Genomic DNA, 16,590 nt, shown 5'->3' with positions numbered 1-16,590 from the left:
AATCCAGTATCGCTATACTATTTTTATTTCGACGAAGGTATATAAAATACCAACTATCACTCAATCTGCAGTTGTCATTAGCCAAGATATTTCGGCGTTAATAAGCATAAATACTGTCAATATCTACAGCATGGCTTAAGTAAAAACCTTGAATACCTTCGCATTTAATCTGAAGGCAAATATCAATGTCATTCACTGACTCTACTCTTTCAATAATTAAGGCTTGATTGCTATACTTTCTTAATTCAATTGATGGATGTATTAACTCACGAATACTAGCAACATCCGCTTTAATAAAAGCGATGCAATGCTCAGTTAGTAAACCGTGTCGAACGTCGTTATTAAAACAGTAGTCATCTAATGCAAACAAAACTCCGTAAGCATGCATCTCTTGAATGAGTGCTACATTTAATGCCTCAGGTTTTCGTTCTGTTATCTCAATCACTAATTTCACATTACGGGCGGCTAATACATCACGCAGCAAGATAATATCAGCAACGACTGAAGATAAAGCAGCAGGATCGACATTCACAAAAAGCTCATCAACCAGTAAATTTGTATTGCTGGTTTTAACGTCAATATATCGAACCAACCACTTCAACTGTTTCTTTGCAATGAAACAGGCCTCTTCATCGCTTAATTCTTGATAGAAAGCTTCTGTACACAAACCTTCTGGCCTAAAAAACACTTCATAACGGTTAATTGACGGTTTTGTATAACTATGAATTTGTTGCACAACTGGGGTAAAGCGCAGCTGCTTGTCCTTTGCATCAATGCGATAAGAGAAATTGAGGTCATCACTTATGGCTGGGGCATGGGTTTCACCCTCTAAGATGAATTTTCTCGGTTTAGTCAATATCACGCCATATCCTTAATTGGTATAAAAACAGGGCAAGATTACCGAAGCAGAACAGCGAGAGCATGTTAAATAAAGACAAATAACACACAGCCAAAACTTGTGATGTTCATCTGCTAAAACAGCCATAGAAAGTAATAAAATGCGATGCATTTTGTCGGTTTGACACTTATTTAGTTTTTTTATGTACAGTTAAAGACTGAAAAATAATCATTTAGCCTTATTTAACTTTATTTAACTTTAAGGCTTGTTAATAATAGCAACATCAAATTTTGCCGATTAAAAGTGGCTAATATAAAATGGACAGCATAAGTATTATCAATGAGAATAACTCTATTGAGTTATGTGCCGATCCGTACCAAATCATTATCAATGACGAATATAAAATCACACTTACCATTATAGAAGGGAAGCTATTCGAATTACTGTTGAATCATAAAACTGTCACTCGACAATTTTGCATTGAACAGTTATGGGAGGGGCGAGTGATCTCAGATCCCGACAAAAGTTTGACACAAGTGGTATCAACTTTACGTAAGAAATTCGATAAGGTTGGTATTACTCAATTAATCGTCACTACGCCTAGAGTAGGCTATCGTATATCAAGTCAGTGGCAGATCGTTGTAAATTCTACAGATACCACAACATATAAAATTGATGACAATAAAGAAATTACAACTAAAAAAAATCATGTTCGTCTGTTAAAGAATAAAATAACACTTCAGCTGACTATGTTCTTCATCATCAGCTTACAATTTATGGTTTTTTTTCAATATTTTCACAAAAATGGAAGCAACACCTCATCTTATTCGCTCATATACCTCAATGAAGAAGTAGATGCTGATTACCATATTTCAAGTTGGGACCACGATTTTTTCAACAAATCGTCAGACAACCTTAGCTTTAGTATCAATAATTATAGAGTTTACTTATCATGTAAGGCTAACAATGATCGAATCAATACCACCTACTCCATTAATGCCTTCATCGATAATCTACAACACAATCATGACTTAATAGATTTTTGCTCTTATGGTTCTTAAATATAAAGTTATTATCTTGACCCTCATATCAATAAATATTTACATCATCCACGATTGGATTTCATTTTATAAAATCAATAGAGGCCACTATATTACAACTATTAAAGATATTAATATAAATGGGTATAGCCTTGCAGAGGTTAAATTAGATATAAAAGATCATACGCTTAAAATACAAGTGAGCAATGTTAGCCCTGATGATTCTTGTATGGGCAGCGATGTTTCAGCTACTTACAATTACTATCAACACTTTCTGAGTAAAACGATCACGCTAACGCAAGGTCAGGTGGCGGTTAAACACCCTAAAAAAGCGTGCAAGGTGAGAGCTTATAATGAATTTGCACGTGTTCTCGGCTATGGGACAAGTCACCAGTTAAATGTGTTAAACGATACTAACGGCGATATTTGTTTTCGCTCTAACCAACTAGGCACTTATTGCTTTGGAGCCTCTGATGAATAAGCATCTCTTACTTACTTTAATTGCCCTGGTTTCATGGATGCCAACAAGCATTTGGGCTCAGCCAGAATCAGGGAGCATAACGCGTTCAGGCTGGTCTATCGACACACATTCACCCAATATGATCGTCGGAAGTGCTTCTTGCTCCTCTGATTTATGCTTTGTTCCTATCGTCTTAGCTGAACCAGACAGGATCAGTTTTGTGCTTAAGCTAGAACTTCCCGTTGACTGCTCTATAGACAAATCCTTACTCTCTTTGAAAGAGCACTATGCTTTTTTAGATATCTTCAAAGTCGATGGTAACGATGTTCGCTTTACTAAAATTACAAGCCGTGACGGTGTTAGCTTTCTAGAGCCCACGACCGATAGTGGCAATTATGTCATTATTAACAAACTTCTCACTCAGCCAGCGATTACATTTTATCAAATCACCTCTTTAACGAGCTGGGAAATAAATAACGAAGGTTTTTCCAGCCAATACAAGTTGTTAACTGCATTTAGAGAACTCTATAACAATGCGATTTAGCCGTAACTACAGCGCTTTATAGCCGTTAACCGCTACCCTCTCGATATAAAAAACCGCGCGTACATCAGATGAAATACGACGCGGTGCTTTCAATCGCGATATTAAACCATCGCCGCTCTATTGGGTCTCAATACTGCAACGACAAATCTGGCTTAATAAACCACACTCTGTACGAGGTATACACTGTCGCTTACGAACAAAATACCTAGGCGATAAATTCGTTTCAGACCGAGCAAGTACCATGGTTAAGCTAATCCGCAAACCAGGATCAACCCACAATGCCAATCTAAGAGATTATCAACATGCTCAGACTAATGGCATTCCCCAAGATGCTCAGCTTAAAGGGCTCGCATCAGGTGGCATTAACATTGGTTTTGAAGCGCTTGATCGCCACTTAGGCTCCCCCATCGAACATAAAACGGCCTTACGTTGGATAAGCAAAGATGCACAAATCATTAACTTTAGTTACCGCGAGCTCTACCTGCAGTCCAATGGGTTTGCGGATTTACTGACTCAACTTGGTCTTTCCCCTGGCAATCGCGTTTTTAGCCTTGTTGGTCGTCGACCCGAACTCTACATAGCTGCCATGGGCACGCTCAAAGCTGGATGTACCTTTACCCCTCTATTTTCCGCTTTTGGGCCCGAGCCAATTCGTTCTCGCATGGAGATCGGAGAAGCAAATCTTATCCTCACTACCCGCAGTTTATACCGTAAAAAGCTTAAAACTTGGTGGCGAGATCTTCCTCATCTTAAAGCTGTATTACTGATTGATGGCAATCCAGACAATGAACCAGGATGCTATGATTATTTAACAATGATGGTACAGGCCAACCATCAACGACCATGCCACAATACTCAAGCTCACGATATGGCCCTTTTGCACTTCACCAGCGGCACAACGGGCAAGCCCAAAGGGGTGATCCATGTTCATCAAGCCGTTCAACACCACCTTCTATCTGCTTACTATGCACTTGACCTCAAACCCTCTGATATCTACTGGTGCACCGCTGATCCCGGATGGGTGACAGGTACAACCTACGGCATTATTGCCCCGCTTTGTCTTGGTGTTACCATGGTTATAGATGAAGCCGAATTCGATGCAGAACGCTGGTACCGCATACTACAAGACCATCACGTTTCCGTTTGGTATACGGCGCCGACAGCGATTCGAATGCTGATGAAATCGGGTGATAAATTAGCTCAACAATTTAATTTGTCAGCCTTGCGTTTTATGGCGAGTGTTGGCGAGCCTCTTAATCCTGAAGCCGTAGAATGGGGTAATAACGTATTAGGCATTCCCTTTCACGATAACTGGTGGCAGACCGAAACAGGCGGCATCATGATTGCCAATTACCTTACGGAACCCGTAAAACCCGGCTCTATGGGACAACCGCTACCCGGTATTGAAGCTGCCATTGTTAATACTGATAAAAATGGAGCGCTTACTGTCGAAACCGCGCCGATGCAAACCGGTGAGTTAGCCATTAAAGCTGGCTGGCCATCAATGTTTCAAGGCTATCTCCACCAGCAACAAAAATACCAACAATGTTTCGCCAATGGGTGGTATTTAAGTGGCGATCTGGCAATGAAAGATGAAGACGGCTACTTCTGGTTTGTTGGTCGTAAAGACGATCTAATCAAATCCTCAGGTCATCTCATTGGGCCATTTGAAGTGGAAAGTGTATTGATGGAGCACCCTGCCGTCGCCGAGGCAGGGGTCATTGGCGTGCCTGATCCTGTCGCAGGTCAACGGGTGATGGCTTTTGTTTCACTCAAACCCGGTATTAGCGGTGACCAAGCGTTACAGCAAGCGCTACTCGGGCTCGCTCGCCAACGCCTAGGGGCTGTCGTTGCACCAAAAGAGATCGCTTTTCGCCAAAATCTCCCCAAAACTCGGAGTGGAAAAATCATGCGTCGATTGCTCAAAGCGCGTGAGCTTGGCCTTCCCGAAGGGGACATCTCAACTTTGGAGAGTGATGAACAATGACCAGTAGACTCCACATCAATCGCCATCACCTTATTGAACAGTTACGACAAATGTTACGTATTCGTCGGTTTGAAGAAAAATGTGCCGAGCTTTATGCTCTCGAAAAAATACGCGGGTTTTTACACCTTTACATTGGTGAAGAAGCGATTGCTGTCGGGGTTATGGCTGCACTTGGTAATGATGATCAGGTAATTGCAACCTATCGAGAGCATGGCCATGCTTTAGCCCGAGGTATGAGTATGGGCAGCATTCTCGCCGAAATGTACGGTCGAACCAATGGCTGCAGCCGTGGCCGTGGTGGGTCCATGCACTTATTTGATAAAAGCTGCCATTTTTATGGTGGCAATGCGATCGTCGGTGGAGGGCTGCCATTGGCTACGGGGTTAGCAATGGCGAATAAAAAACTGCAACGCGATGCGGTCGCTGTTTGTTTTTTCGGTGAAGGTGCCGTCGCCGAGGGTGAATTCCATGAAAGCCTTAACCTAGCAGCCCTATGGCGATTACCAGTCCTTTTTATCTGTGAAAATAACCGATACGCCATGGGCACAGCACTCTCATTATCGGAATCAAAAACCAATATCGCTTTAAAGGCAGAGAGTTATGGTATTGATGCTGTTCAAGTTGACGGCATGAATGTTGTCGATGTTGAAGCTGCGGCTCGCAGTGCCATTGATAACATTCGTCAGCAACAGCGCCCCTTTTTTATTGAATGCCAAACCTACCGTTTCCGAGGCCACTCCAGTTTTGATACCCAGCTTTACCGAGATAAAGCTGAAATTGCACAATGGGAAGAAAAAGGCCCGGTAAAAAAATTAATTCAATGGCTACAAAAAAACAGTCACTTTCAAGATCAAGAACTCATCCAGATGGAAACTGAAATTGCTCAGGAGATTGACGATGCCATCGCGTTTGCTGAATCGGGTAAATGGGAGCCCATCGAAGAGCTTACCCGCTTTGTCCATAGCCCAGACAGCCAAACACCAGTTCCCCCCATCAGCTGCACCCAACAAGAGACAAAACTGACTTATCGTGAAGCACTACACAATGGGCTAAGTGACGCCCTTAACGATGATCCTCGTATTTTTTTAATGGGAGAAGATGTCGGGCGATACGGTGGCTGTTACGCCGTCAGCAAAGGATTAATCGACCAATTTGGGCCTGATAGAGTAATAGATACCCCCTTATGCGAGTCGGGCTTTGTTGGAGTAGGCATCGGTGCCGCCCTTGGTGGTATGCGGCCTATTGTTGAAATAATGACGGTGAACTTTAGCCTGCTTGCGATGGATCAAATTATCAATAGCGCCGCAACGTTACTTCATATGTCTGGAGGCCAATTCAACGTACCTTTAGTCATACGAATGGCCTGCGGTGCTGGTAAACAACTGGCTGCACAACATTCACATAGCTGGGAAAATTTTTACGCCCATGTGCCCGGTCTCAAGGTTCTCAGCCCAGCAACTCACAATGATGCTCGCCATATGCTGAGCCAAGCTTTGGCTGATCCTGATCCTGTTCTAATCTTTGAACATGTCATGCTATTAAATGAAACGGGCCCAGTAACAGATACCCCTGATGCCGCTATGGATCGCGCGCTCATTAAACGGATAGGATCTGATATTAGTTTATTCACCTATGGTGGCAGCCTCGGTAAAGCGCTGAATGCTGCTGAACGGCTCAGTCACGAAGGGATCAGTGTAGAAGTCATTGATCTACGCTCACTACGACCACTCGATAGTGAGACCATTACAGCCAGTGTGTGTAAGACCCATCGAGCCGTGATCATTGATGAAGGCTGGTACACTGGCAGCCTCGCTGGTGAGATCAGTGCCATTATTATGGAGCAAGCCTTCTGGTATCTCGATGCGCCTGTTGCTCGAATATGCACGCAAGAAGTGCCAATCCCCTATCCTCATCACCTTGAACAAGCCGCGCTCCCTCAAACTGACAAAATTATTTCAACGGTTAGAGCAATATTCAAAGCACCTGACTTGCAAGGTGAGAATCGGATGTCAGATCATGAAGAGTAACCCAAAAACAAGTACCCTGATTGATATCACTATGCCTGCTCTTGGTGCCGATATGCGTGATGGCACTCTGATTGAATGGCATATTCAGCCAGGAGAGAGTGTTGAAAAAGGAGATGTCATTGCTGTCGTTGAGACGAATAAGGGAGCTATCGACATGGAGGCTTATCACAGTGGTACTATCTCTGAGCTCTTGATAAAACCAGAGACAAAACTTCCCGTCGGCAGTGTGCTTGCGCGTATGATAACCGATGATCCCTTAGTAACCGATAGCCCTTCCGTAGCCGAGAGTCGCGCAACCAACAGCGCCACTTCTTTAACTAACAAGCCAGAAACGCCATCAGAAGGTCACGCAGCCACGACATCTCCCCCGCAACAAACGACAGCTCGGTTATTTATTTCACCGGCCGCTCACCGGCAGGCGAATAAAAACGGCATTAACATTACTCAACTTCAGGGAAGTGGACCTCAGGGAGCGATCTTGCTGCGAGATCTTCCTGCTCATACCGAACACAATATAGTGCCTACTCATCCTAAAGAAACCACCCTTGCAATGTCAGGAATGCGCCAAGCAATCAGTGATGCAATGTCTCGCTCTAAACAAGACATTCCTCATTACTATCTTTCTCTTGATATCAACTTAACAACCGCGAACCTATGGCTAACGCAGCAAAACCAGTTGCGAGAGCCTGAACATAGATTATTACTTCCCGCTATCTTAATTGCCGCAATTGCTCGCCAACTCCCCCAGTATCCAGCCTTAAACGGCTTTTATATCCAAGGGCAATTTACCCCATCCTCAAGCATTCATATTGGCAACACTATTAGCTTACGCCAAGGTGGGCTGGTTGTTCCTGCCCTTCGCCATGCAAATACGCTCACAATCAATGACACGATGGCAGCGCTTCGGGATCAAATTGAACGAAGTCGCCATGGTCATCTGCGCAGCTCTGAACTCAATGAGGCAACCATAACAGTCACCAGTATTGGAGAACGTGGGGCTGACAGTATTACTGGCATTATTTATCCACCTCAAGTCGCCATTATCGGCCTTGGTCGATTACGCCAAACGCCAATGGTTACTCATGGTCAACTTGCTATCGGCGACGTCATGACAGTCACCCTAGCAGCGGATCACCGCGTTAGCGATGGACTTATTGGCGCTCGCTTCTTACACGCTTTAGCAAAACAACTTCAACACCCGGAGGCTTTATGACTTCACGCGACATGCCAACCAACATTGCTAATGCTATCAAGCGTATAGCACCAGAAATTAATTTAACTGATATCGATCTTAATGAAGATCTGCGAGAAGAGTGCGATCTCGATTCAATGGATTTCCTCAACCTGCTAGCCGATCTAAAACAACAAACCAACATCAGTATTCCCGAAACCGATTACCCAAAAATAAGAAGCTATAATCAGCTACTCGCGTATTTACAAAGCCACACCCGTTAATACAAGCACACAGCATCATGACTTTTTCAACCAAACCAATAGCTGCTTCTACTGGTATTCAGCTTCACATTGCTGAAGCTTCGCCCAAGTAAAAGTCGGGCCATTTGTACAAACATAATGGTTTTGTAGATAACAGTGGCCGCATAAACCAACGGCACAATGCATCCGCCGTTCAATAGACAAATATATCGCTGTTGGCTCTATACCATAAGCGACAAGATACTCAGCTGCAGACTCCATCATTCCCTCGGGTCCTGCCATGAATACCCGATCTGGCTGTTCACCAAATGCGTGTAGCACGGTCGGCAATATCCCCACGGCGGTTCCTTGGTAATAATCAAGTTCATCCAAACCTGCGATGTCTTCAACAACATTAAACATTGGAATACAGTGCTGCCAGCGTTTACGCTCTGGGTTTAACATCAACGTCGCTCGGTTACGAGCAGCGTAAATCACTTCAAGCTGCGTATAACTTTGCGTATCAATGAGCTCGTTAATCATGCTGGCTAAAGGCGCAATACCACAACCACCACCAATAATGAGGATCCGCTGTTTCGCTAAACTCTTCGTTGGCCACCCGTTACCAAATGGGCCTCGTGCACCAATAATATTGCCCACCTCACATTGAAAGAGTGCATGAGTTACGCTTCCTATCTTGCGCACTAAAGCGCCAAACACCCCTTGCTTATTCGGTAACGCTGTAAAGGTGAATGGCGCTTCACCAACACCAGGTAAAGTCAGCATAAAAAACTGACCATGCTGTGCTTCCCCCCAAGCTGACATCGTCTCTTTTTCAACACCGTTCAGACGAAAATGATAATGGCGAGAATCTTCACCGTCATCGTAAAAATCTACGACTTCTATTGGTACAGGCGTTAAATTAAACATCATCAGCCATCCTTTTCATTATCGAATGTACGCCAATAACACCGGGGCAAGTCTGCTCACAACGCCCGCAGCCAACACAACCGTAACGACCAAATGCTGTCACATAATCATGACTGAATTTATGAGTCCAAAACCGTTTCACCCGCAACCCAGCTTGTATTGATGGATTATGAAAACTCGCTTCGCGCTGAAACCCTTCATATAAACATGAATCCCAAAAACGAACCTGACTCGCGGTATCTTCCTTGAGGCTATTATCTGTAATAGAACGAGTACCAAAGCATGAACATGTAGGGCAAAGCTGGGTACAGCCAGAGCAACCTAAACATTGGATTCCGACCTGCTCCCAGAAAGTATCTGAGATCTGCCCACTATTCAGTTTATTAATACCCTCAAGCAAATACTGATGATCAGGAAAAGCCTGTTCACAATGGCTAATATTGTCCCAACGCTGGGCTATGTCATGGGTTAATGCAGGCTGTAACGCCATACCATATAACGCCTCTTGGCCCGCTAGCGACAGTACCACTAAAAGCCACCCTCCATTCTCCAGCGGATGAAGCACTAAATCAGCAGTATGATCTCGAACACTCGGCCCAGCATTCACCGTTGGGCAGAAACCTTGCTCACAAGGCTGAATACAATCTAACCCCACTAATAATGCTTGCTGTCGCCGTGCCTGATAATAAGGGTCTTGCTCAAAAAAGGTATCTTGATAATGAATAGCCATCAAATCGCAGCTCTGTACCCCAAACAACACAAATGGCACAGGATCTGGTAATGTTTCTTTAAATCGCTGACCATCAAAAACATACAGTGGCTCTTGTTCTGCAAAGAAAAATGCCTTAGCTGAATGCAAAGGCTTATGGTGCAGTAATGGTGGCCATTTCGGCTCAGACACTTGCTGCCAGTGATAATCAGTGTGCTCGCCTTCCGATGGGGCAACAACCTGATAGCACTCTCGAGAGCATGCTAGGTGAGATCGTAAACCATCTAATGAATCCAACAGATAAGTCTTGTGCATAACTAAGGCTCCTCACCCCTTAACTGCCAAACAGCCCTAGGAATATGATTGGCAGGCAGCGCTATAATCGCAACTGCGCATGCTTTTAGTTCAGGCATTTTGGTGACAGGATCTTGCGCGGTGTTGGTTAGCTGATTTGAGGGGGCTTCCTTGAAATGATATGGCATACTCACCACACCTGGGGGAACATCGTTAGAGAACATGGCCCGAGTCTCAATATAACCACGACGAGAATACACACCAATTGGCCCATAACGAGGAATGGACAAGGCACGAGCATCTCGCGGATTAATGAATAATATCCCTGGTGGGGTTTCACGTTCTAACAAGGGTGACTTACGGCTCATAGAGCCACAGCCATAGTGAAAATGTAGTCGGTTAGTGGTTAAAAGTAATGGATAACGCTCATCTGTCGGTTCATCGATTGCGACGTAATGTACAGGTGTCAGCCTTGCTCGCCCTATCGGAAATTGCTGTTGGTGTAATATGGCCGTACCTTGCGGAGAGCTCGGGTTACACGGCCATTGCAAACCATGATTGAGGTCTAAATTACGATAATTCATGCCTTGATAAGGCAAAGTCAGAGATGCCATTTCATCAAATACAGCTTCGCTGCAGTGCCAATTCAACAAAGTGCTCCCCATCTCTGTTGCTAGCGCTTGCAGCCACTGCCAATCTCCCATCGCCTCCCCATACGGTGAAGTGACAGCATGAATACGCTGTACCCTACGTTCACAATTTGTAAAAGTTCCCTCTTTTTCTGCAAATGACGCAGCAGGCAAAATGTAATCTGCCAACTTAGCAGTCTCAGTCATCGTCAACTCTGCGACCACTAATAAATCCAAAGCCTTGCAGGCTTCCCGAACATGGTTCTGATCGGGATCGGTCACAACAGGGTCTTCGCCAAATATAATTTGAGCACGGAACTGCCCAGCCAAAGCCGCCTTGGTCATACCCAGTGACGTCAGTCCTGAAGCCGTTGCAACTTCGCCCCCCCACGCAGTAGCAAACCGAGTTTGAGTCTCTGGTTCATCTGCCGCTTGATAACCGGGATACACATTCGGCAAGCAGCCCATATCACAGGCCCCCTGCACATTGTTTTGGCCTCGTAACGGATTAATCCCTGTGCCAGGTTTACCTATATGACCACAGATCAAAGCCAAATCAGCGAGCGCCATGACATTACCGGTACCACTAACAAACTGAGTGACTCCCATACCATAAAGAATCATGGCTCGCCCAGCTTGGCTATATTGTTGTGCGGCCTGCCGGAGCAAGCTGCTATCAACGCCCGTGATGGCTGCAACTGATTCTGGTGTGATTTTATCGACATGCTTTTCTAAGGCGTCAAACCCTTCACAACGATTGTTAATAAAATCTTTGTCGTGCCAATGATTATTAATGATCACATGCAACATCGCATTAATAAGCGCAATGTTCGTCCCTGGCTTCAGCTGAAGATGGATATCTGCGAGTTTAGCCAAGCGTGTCACTCTGGGATCGACCACGATTAAGATCGCCCCAGCCAGCTTAGCCTCAATTATTTGGCCACCTATCACACTATGGTTTTCAGTGGGATCAGCACCAAATACCACAATCACCTCAGCCTCAAACAAATCCTTAGTACTGTTGGTCATCGCACCGGAACCCAAAACGTGTTTGAGCCCAGCAACTGTTGGGCTGTGGCAGATACGCGCACAGTGATCAATATTATTGGTACCCAGCACAACTCGAGCAAACTTTTGCGCGGCATAGTTATCTTCGTTGGTCGCTCTAGCGCTACTTATCACCCCCACCGCTTGGGGGCCTGACGCTGCTAGAATATCTTGAAGGGAGGTACTAATTGCCCCGAGAGCTTCCTCCCAGCTAATGGGGACAAAACAATCTCGCTCACGTTTCAGGGGCTGAGTAATACGGTTTTCAGGCGAGATAGCATAGACGCTACTCCACCCTTTATCACAAAGCTTGCCTTGACTGATAGGGTGACCTTGTTGGGGAGCCACCCCACAAATTTTACCTTGCCCATCTTGGGTGAGATACATACCACAACCAACACCACAAAAAGGGCAGATCGTTTTGACCACTTTGGACTGCATTATTGCCACCTAGCCATTCATGTCAGCTAAATTATAGCAGTCCGAACTCGGCTCAATGGCTACAGTACGGCTGTATGTCTCACGGCTTATTTCTCGTCTTGATTTCGAAGATAAATAAGTCGATACACTAAGCCAACTAATACGCTGCCTCCAACAAGGTTACCCAAAATGACAGGAACTAAATTACCAATAAACGCCAACAGGTTAACCGAATCGGCAACATCCACCGTCCCCGAAGCCTTAAGCATCATAGCTAGTGGAATAAAATACATATTGGCAACACTGTGTTCAAATCCCGCCGCCACAAAAGCAGAAATGGGAAACACAATAGCCACAGCTTTATCGATAACACTTCGGCCAGCCAACGCCATCCACACCGCCATACAGACTAATACGTTGCATAGTACGCCTCGGAAAAATGCTTGAAAAAATGGCATTTCACACTTCGCTGCCGCTATCTTGGCATACATCAAAGCAATGGCTCCGCTATTCATCTGTGGGTGATCGGACAAAAAAACCAACAACGCGACGCCTACTGCCCCAACCAAGTTAGCAAAGCACACCACCACCCAATTTTTCAACAATTGCGTGGTGGTGATCTTTTTATCAGCCCACGCCATAGCCAGCAGGTTATTCCCAGTAAATAGCTCTGCACCAGCAACAATCACCAAAAGCAAACCTAAAGAAAAAACCAAGCCACCAACAACTTGCTGCATTGCAAAACCAAGTGAAGCGTCAGATTTTACCAAGGTATAATATAAACCGCCCAACCCAATAAATGCCCCAGCTAAAATCCCCAACATCACCATAGAAAGCAGAGGTAAACGAGCTTTGACCACCCCAATATTATCGACTTTCTCAGCAATTTGTTTTGGTGAGAACGCATCAAAACCATAGATATCAGCCATGAGCCTGTTTCCTATTTCCCACAATTTATACACACAACCTAGTTCAATTTGCCTAATAATCAATGAACAATGATTCGACATTTCAGGGCTTAAGGGCATGGTTGAGCCGCCAACTCACTGGCATCACTACTCGGTACAACAAACATTCGAGGCTGTAAATAGCTCGCCTAATGGCCTAACACCACACCAAGCAAAGTGGCGTCTTTCTCAACAAGGCCCGAATAAACTACCAGAGTCAGCAACACGTTCGTCATTGATGAGATTTGCTATGCAATTCAATAATGTACTCATTTATGTTCTGGTTGCTGTGATGGTTATTACCATTTTGCTTGGGCATTGGTTAGATGCCGCCGTGATTGCTGGCGTTGTATTGATCAATGCTATCATTGGGTTTATTCAAGAAGGGCGGGCGGAAGAAGCACTAAAAGCCATTCAAGGTATGCTTTCTCCTACTGCGGAAGTTCTACGTGATGGCAAACAGATAACTGTTGAAGTCGAACAACTTGTCATTGGTGATCTTGTTTTGCTGCAATCTGGCGATAGGATCCCAGCAGATATGCGCCTATACCGCAGCAAAGGGCTGCAAATTTCTGAAGCGGCATTAACAGGTGAGTCTGTTACCATCAACAAGCAACATACCCCCTGCCCTCTATCTTGTGCACTAGCAGATCGTAAATCTATGGTCTATTCAGGAACTCTCGTCACTCACGGCCTTGCCACAGGCATTATCGTCGCAACGGGAAAATTTACAGAGCTAGGACAAATCAGCACCTTAGTCTCAAATGTTCATCCCATGACAACACCACTACTACGCCAAATCGCACAATTTAGCCGCTGGTTAACAGCCATCATTTTCGCCGTCGCAGTTGTCACTTTTATGTTTGGCGTAATGGTTAGAAACTACCCAATAACAGATATGTTTCTGGCCGCAGTTAGCCTTATCGTGGCAGCAATTCCCGAAGGACTTCCTGCGATTATGACCATTACTCTAGCAATCGGCGTCGAAAGGATGGCACAGCGAAACGCGGTTATTCGGCGCCTTCCTGCCGTTGAAACCCTAGGCGCAGTCACTGTCATCTGTACAGATAAAACCGGCACTCTCACCCGTAATGAAATGACCGTTCGTACTATCATCACGACAGATAACCATTACCAACTCAGCGGTGTAGGTTATAACCCTCATGGCATTATTACGATTAACCAACATGCTGTACTTCCTGAACAAATGCCCATACTCACCGATACGCTTCGAGCGGCGGTGCTATGCAATGATGCCACTCTCTATCAAGACAATGGCCAATGGTATGTACAGGGGGATCCAATGGAAGGGGCGCTATTGATCGCTGGAGTCAAAGCTGGCTTTAATGCCGAGAATGAAATCAAACAATATCCACGAACCGATCTGATTCCTTTTGAGTCTGAGCACCGATTCATGGCGACCTTACACCATAGCCATAACAGAGAAGCCGTTATCTTTCTAAAAGGAGCACCAGAACAAGTATTAGAAATGTGTCGTCAACAGCTATCTAGCATTGGCCCTTGCCCAATAGACGTTGATTACTGGCACCATCAGATCGAACAACTGGCTCATAATGGCCAGCGAGTATTAGCCATAGCCTATCGCCCAGCGAACCAAGAACAACTGGAGTTAACCTTTGATGATGTAGATGACCATCTCATCATGCTGGGTCTATTCGGTATGATCGATCCCCCTCGCGAAGAGGCGATTAATGCCATTGATGCGTGTAACAATGCTGGGATAAGAGTGAAAGTGATCACAGGGGATCATGCGCTAACGGCTCGAGCAGTAGCCCGCCAACTCGGTATCACAAATACTCAGGAAGCGCTCACGGGGCAGCAAATCGATCAGCTCAGTCGCGAGGAACTGTTCGAGCTCGTTCCCCAAATTGATATTTATGCACGGGTTAGCCCAGAACATAAAATGCGGCTGATCAACATCCTTCAACAGCATAATCATATTGTTGCCATGACAGGTGATGGCGTGAATGACGCCCCAGCGCTTAAACGCTCTAATGTGGGTACCGCGATGGGGAAAAATGGCACTGAAGCTGCGAAAGAAGCCGCAGAAATAGTGCTTGCCGATGACAATTTCGCAACGATCACGGCTGCAGTTGAAGAAGGCCGAGCCGTCTATGATAACTTAAAAAAAGCAATCTTATTCATACTGCCGACCAATGGCGGAGAGGCCTTAATCATACTCGCAGCTGTCTTGCTCAACTTTAAAGAACTCCCACTAACACCGATACAAATCCTTTGGGTCAACATGGTTACAGCAGTAACACTCGCTCTATCACTGGCTTTTGAGCCCAAAGAAAAAGATCTGATGCAGCGTCCTCCTCGCCCACCCGCTCAGCCACTTCTTACTCACCACCTCATTTGGCGAGTTGGGTTTGTCTCCCTGATTTTAATGGCAGGCACAATCAGTTTATTTCAATGGGAAATGAGTCACGGTGCTGGTATAGATCGAGCTCGAACAATTGCCGTCAATACATTAGTCATGTTCGAGATCTTTTACCTATTCAACGCTCGCTATATCTTCGATTCGATTTTTAACCGCCAAGGGTTAACAGGCAACTACTACGTTCTACTTGCCATTACGGTACTGGCAATATTCCAGCTCGGCTTTACCTACTTACCGATTATGCAAACCATGTTTGGTTCTTGCTCAATCGAACTCGATGTATGGTTTAAAATAATCTTGGTCGCTTCTTCGGTATTATTTCTCGTCGAGATTGAAAAAGCGGTAATGCGTAAAGTAAATACCAAAAGAAGTGATACTTGCTAGCGCTCCCTTCTTCGCTTTCACAAACAGCAGGTACAAAAAAGCCCCGTCATTGCTGACGAGGCTTCGTTGTGTTGGCGGAGCGGACGGGACTCGAACCCGCGACCCCCGGCGTGACAGGCCGGTATTCTAACCAACTGAACTACCGCTCCAATTCTTTATAAAGCCCGATTGTATAAATCAAACTTCTAGAATTTGGTGGAGACGCTCTGGAGTGGTGGATTTGAACCCTACTTCCCCAGAAGTCAAACAGCCAGTATTGCTACTAACTGCAAAAATGTGGCGGAGAGATAGGGATTTGAACCCTAGATACGCTATAAACGTATGCCGGTTTTCAAGACCGGTGCTTTCAACCACTCAGCCATCTCTCCGTAAGTGCGGCGAATAATACGTTTATAATCAAAAGCTGTAAACCCCCAAAATGCTCAAGTGATCACAAAATGTGCACAAGATGCCATTTTTTACTGTTTTTTATCTATTTAATTAAATACCAATAAATAAGTGTTTAAATTTCAAACTA

The 16,590-nt window shown here is 44.9% G+C and carries 13 protein-coding genes and 2 tRNA genes; 8 read left to right on the top strand and 7 right to left on the bottom strand.

Going from position 1 to position 16,590, the window contains the following annotated elements; genetic code table 11:
* Positions 1-97 precede the first annotated feature (97 nt).
* Positions 98-862: an EAL domain-containing protein gene (locus L4C35_RS12895; RefSeq protein WP_428463249.1), complete on the bottom strand. Its 765-nt coding sequence runs from the start codon at positions 860-862 to the stop codon at positions 98-100.
* Between the two features lie 293 nt (positions 863-1,155).
* Between L4C35_RS12895 and L4C35_RS12890 the strand changes: the two genes are divergently transcribed.
* From L4C35_RS12890 to L4C35_RS12860, 7 genes are all read left to right on the top strand, one after another.
* A complete protein-coding gene (locus L4C35_RS12890) occupies positions 1,156-1,899 on the top strand; it encodes a winged helix-turn-helix domain-containing protein (protein WP_428463248.1) in 744 nt (247 codons plus the stop codon).
* On the top strand, positions 1,889-2,359 hold the full coding sequence (locus tag L4C35_RS12885) for a hypothetical protein (protein WP_428463247.1): 471 nt from the start codon (positions 1,889-1,891) through the stop codon (positions 2,357-2,359). Before L4C35_RS12890 ends, L4C35_RS12885 begins: the two co-directional genes overlap by 11 nt.
* A complete protein-coding gene (locus L4C35_RS12880; RefSeq protein WP_428463246.1) occupies positions 2,352-2,882 on the top strand; it encodes a hypothetical protein in 531 nt (176 codons plus the stop codon). The genes L4C35_RS12885 and L4C35_RS12880 overlap by 8 nt, the downstream gene beginning before the upstream one ends.
* Positions 2,883-3,123: 241 nt before the next feature.
* A complete protein-coding gene (gene acsA / locus L4C35_RS12875) occupies positions 3,124-4,869 on the top strand; it encodes an acetate--CoA ligase (RefSeq protein ID WP_428463245.1) in 1,746 nt (581 codons plus the stop codon).
* On the top strand, positions 4,866-6,896 hold the full coding sequence (pdhA, locus tag L4C35_RS12870; RefSeq protein ID WP_428463244.1) for a pyruvate dehydrogenase (acetyl-transferring) E1 component subunit alpha: 2,031 nt from the start codon (positions 4,866-4,868) through the stop codon (positions 6,894-6,896). Before acsA ends, pdhA begins: the two co-directional genes overlap by 4 nt.
* Positions 6,886-8,109, top strand: a complete 1,224-nt coding sequence (locus L4C35_RS12865; protein WP_428463243.1) for a dihydrolipoamide acetyltransferase family protein — start codon at positions 6,886-6,888, stop codon at positions 8,107-8,109. Before pdhA ends, L4C35_RS12865 begins: the two co-directional genes overlap by 11 nt.
* A complete protein-coding gene (locus L4C35_RS12860) occupies positions 8,106-8,351 on the top strand; it encodes an acyl carrier protein (RefSeq protein WP_428463242.1) in 246 nt (81 codons plus the stop codon). Before L4C35_RS12865 ends, L4C35_RS12860 begins: the two co-directional genes overlap by 4 nt.
* 48 nt (positions 8,352-8,399) lie before the next feature.
* On the opposite strand, the gene L4C35_RS12855 is transcribed toward L4C35_RS12860, so the two are convergent.
* The 4 genes from L4C35_RS12855 to L4C35_RS12840 form a co-directional block, all read right to left on the bottom strand.
* A complete protein-coding gene (locus L4C35_RS12855; RefSeq protein ID WP_428463241.1) occupies positions 8,400-9,242 on the bottom strand; it encodes an iron-sulfur cluster-binding protein in 843 nt (280 codons plus the stop codon).
* Positions 9,232-10,263 (bottom strand): 4Fe-4S dicluster domain-containing protein, encoded by a 1,032-nt coding sequence (locus L4C35_RS12850; RefSeq protein ID WP_428463240.1) that lies wholly within the window; start codon positions 10,261-10,263, stop codon positions 9,232-9,234. Before L4C35_RS12850 ends, L4C35_RS12855 begins: the two co-directional genes overlap by 11 nt.
* Positions 10,264-10,265: 2 nt before the next feature.
* Positions 10,266-12,359 carry a formate dehydrogenase subunit alpha gene (gene fdhF / locus L4C35_RS12845; RefSeq protein ID WP_428463239.1) on the bottom strand — a complete coding sequence of 698 codons (2,094 nt, stop codon included), beginning with the start codon at positions 12,357-12,359 and terminating at the stop codon, positions 10,266-10,268.
* 86 nt (positions 12,360-12,445) lie between these two features.
* Positions 12,446-13,267 (bottom strand): formate/nitrite transporter family protein, encoded by an 822-nt coding sequence (locus L4C35_RS12840; RefSeq protein WP_428463238.1) that lies wholly within the window; start codon positions 13,265-13,267, stop codon positions 12,446-12,448.
* A 97-nt stretch (positions 13,268-13,364) separates the two neighbouring features.
* On the opposite strand from L4C35_RS12840, the gene L4C35_RS12835 reads away from it, so the two are divergent.
* Positions 13,365-16,073 (top strand): cation-transporting P-type ATPase, encoded by a 2,709-nt coding sequence (locus L4C35_RS12835; RefSeq protein WP_428463237.1) that lies wholly within the window; start codon positions 13,365-13,367, stop codon positions 16,071-16,073.
* 72 nt (positions 16,074-16,145) lie between these two features.
* On the opposite strand, the gene L4C35_RS12830 is transcribed toward L4C35_RS12835, so the two are convergent.
* Positions 16,146-16,222 (bottom strand) — tRNA-Asp (locus tag L4C35_RS12830).
* A gap of 128 nt (positions 16,223-16,350) precedes the next feature.
* Positions 16,351-16,441 (bottom strand) — tRNA-Ser (locus L4C35_RS12825).
* Between the last annotated feature and the right edge of the window lie 149 nt (positions 16,442-16,590).

Origin of the sequence: Photobacterium kagoshimensis (assembly GCF_050337045.1) — a bacterium.
Taxonomy (GTDB): domain Bacteria; phylum Pseudomonadota; class Gammaproteobacteria; order Enterobacterales; family Vibrionaceae; genus Photobacterium; species Photobacterium kagoshimensis.
Note: the sequence above shows the minus strand (reverse complement) of the source record. Positions and strands in the feature narration are given on the sequence as shown.

Bases quoted from the DNA above. Each gene is read 5' to 3' on its own strand.
- L4C35_RS12890 (WP_428463248.1), top strand. From the start codon at position 1,156: ATGGACAGCATAAGTATTATCAATGAGAATAACTCTATTGAGTTATGT.
- L4C35_RS12885 (WP_428463247.1), top strand. From the start codon at position 1,889: ATGGTTCTTAAATATAAAGTTATTATCTTGACCCTCATATCAATAAAT.
- L4C35_RS12880 (WP_428463246.1), top strand. From the start codon at position 2,352: ATGAATAAGCATCTCTTACTTACTTTAATTGCCCTGGTTTCATGGATG.
- acsA (WP_428463245.1), top strand. From the start codon at position 3,124: ATGGTTAAGCTAATCCGCAAACCAGGATCAACCCACAATGCCAATCTA.
- pdhA (WP_428463244.1), top strand. From the start codon at position 4,866: ATGACCAGTAGACTCCACATCAATCGCCATCACCTTATTGAACAGTTA.
- L4C35_RS12865 (WP_428463243.1), top strand. From the start codon at position 6,886: ATGAAGAGTAACCCAAAAACAAGTACCCTGATTGATATCACTATGCCT.
- L4C35_RS12860 (WP_428463242.1), top strand. From the start codon at position 8,106: ATGACTTCACGCGACATGCCAACCAACATTGCTAATGCTATCAAGCGT.
- L4C35_RS12855 (WP_428463241.1), bottom strand. From the start codon at position 9,242: ATGATGTTTAATTTAACGCCTGTACCAATAGAAGTCGTAGATTTTTAC.
- L4C35_RS12850 (WP_428463240.1), bottom strand. From the start codon at position 10,263: ATGCACAAGACTTATCTGTTGGATTCATTAGATGGTTTACGATCTCAC.
- fdhF (WP_428463239.1), bottom strand. From the start codon at position 12,359: ATGCAGTCCAAAGTGGTCAAAACGATCTGCCCTTTTTGTGGTGTTGGT.
- L4C35_RS12840 (WP_428463238.1), bottom strand. From the start codon at position 13,267: ATGGCTGATATCTATGGTTTTGATGCGTTCTCACCAAAACAAATTGCT.
- L4C35_RS12835 (WP_428463237.1), top strand. From the start codon at position 13,365: ATGGTTGAGCCGCCAACTCACTGGCATCACTACTCGGTACAACAAACA.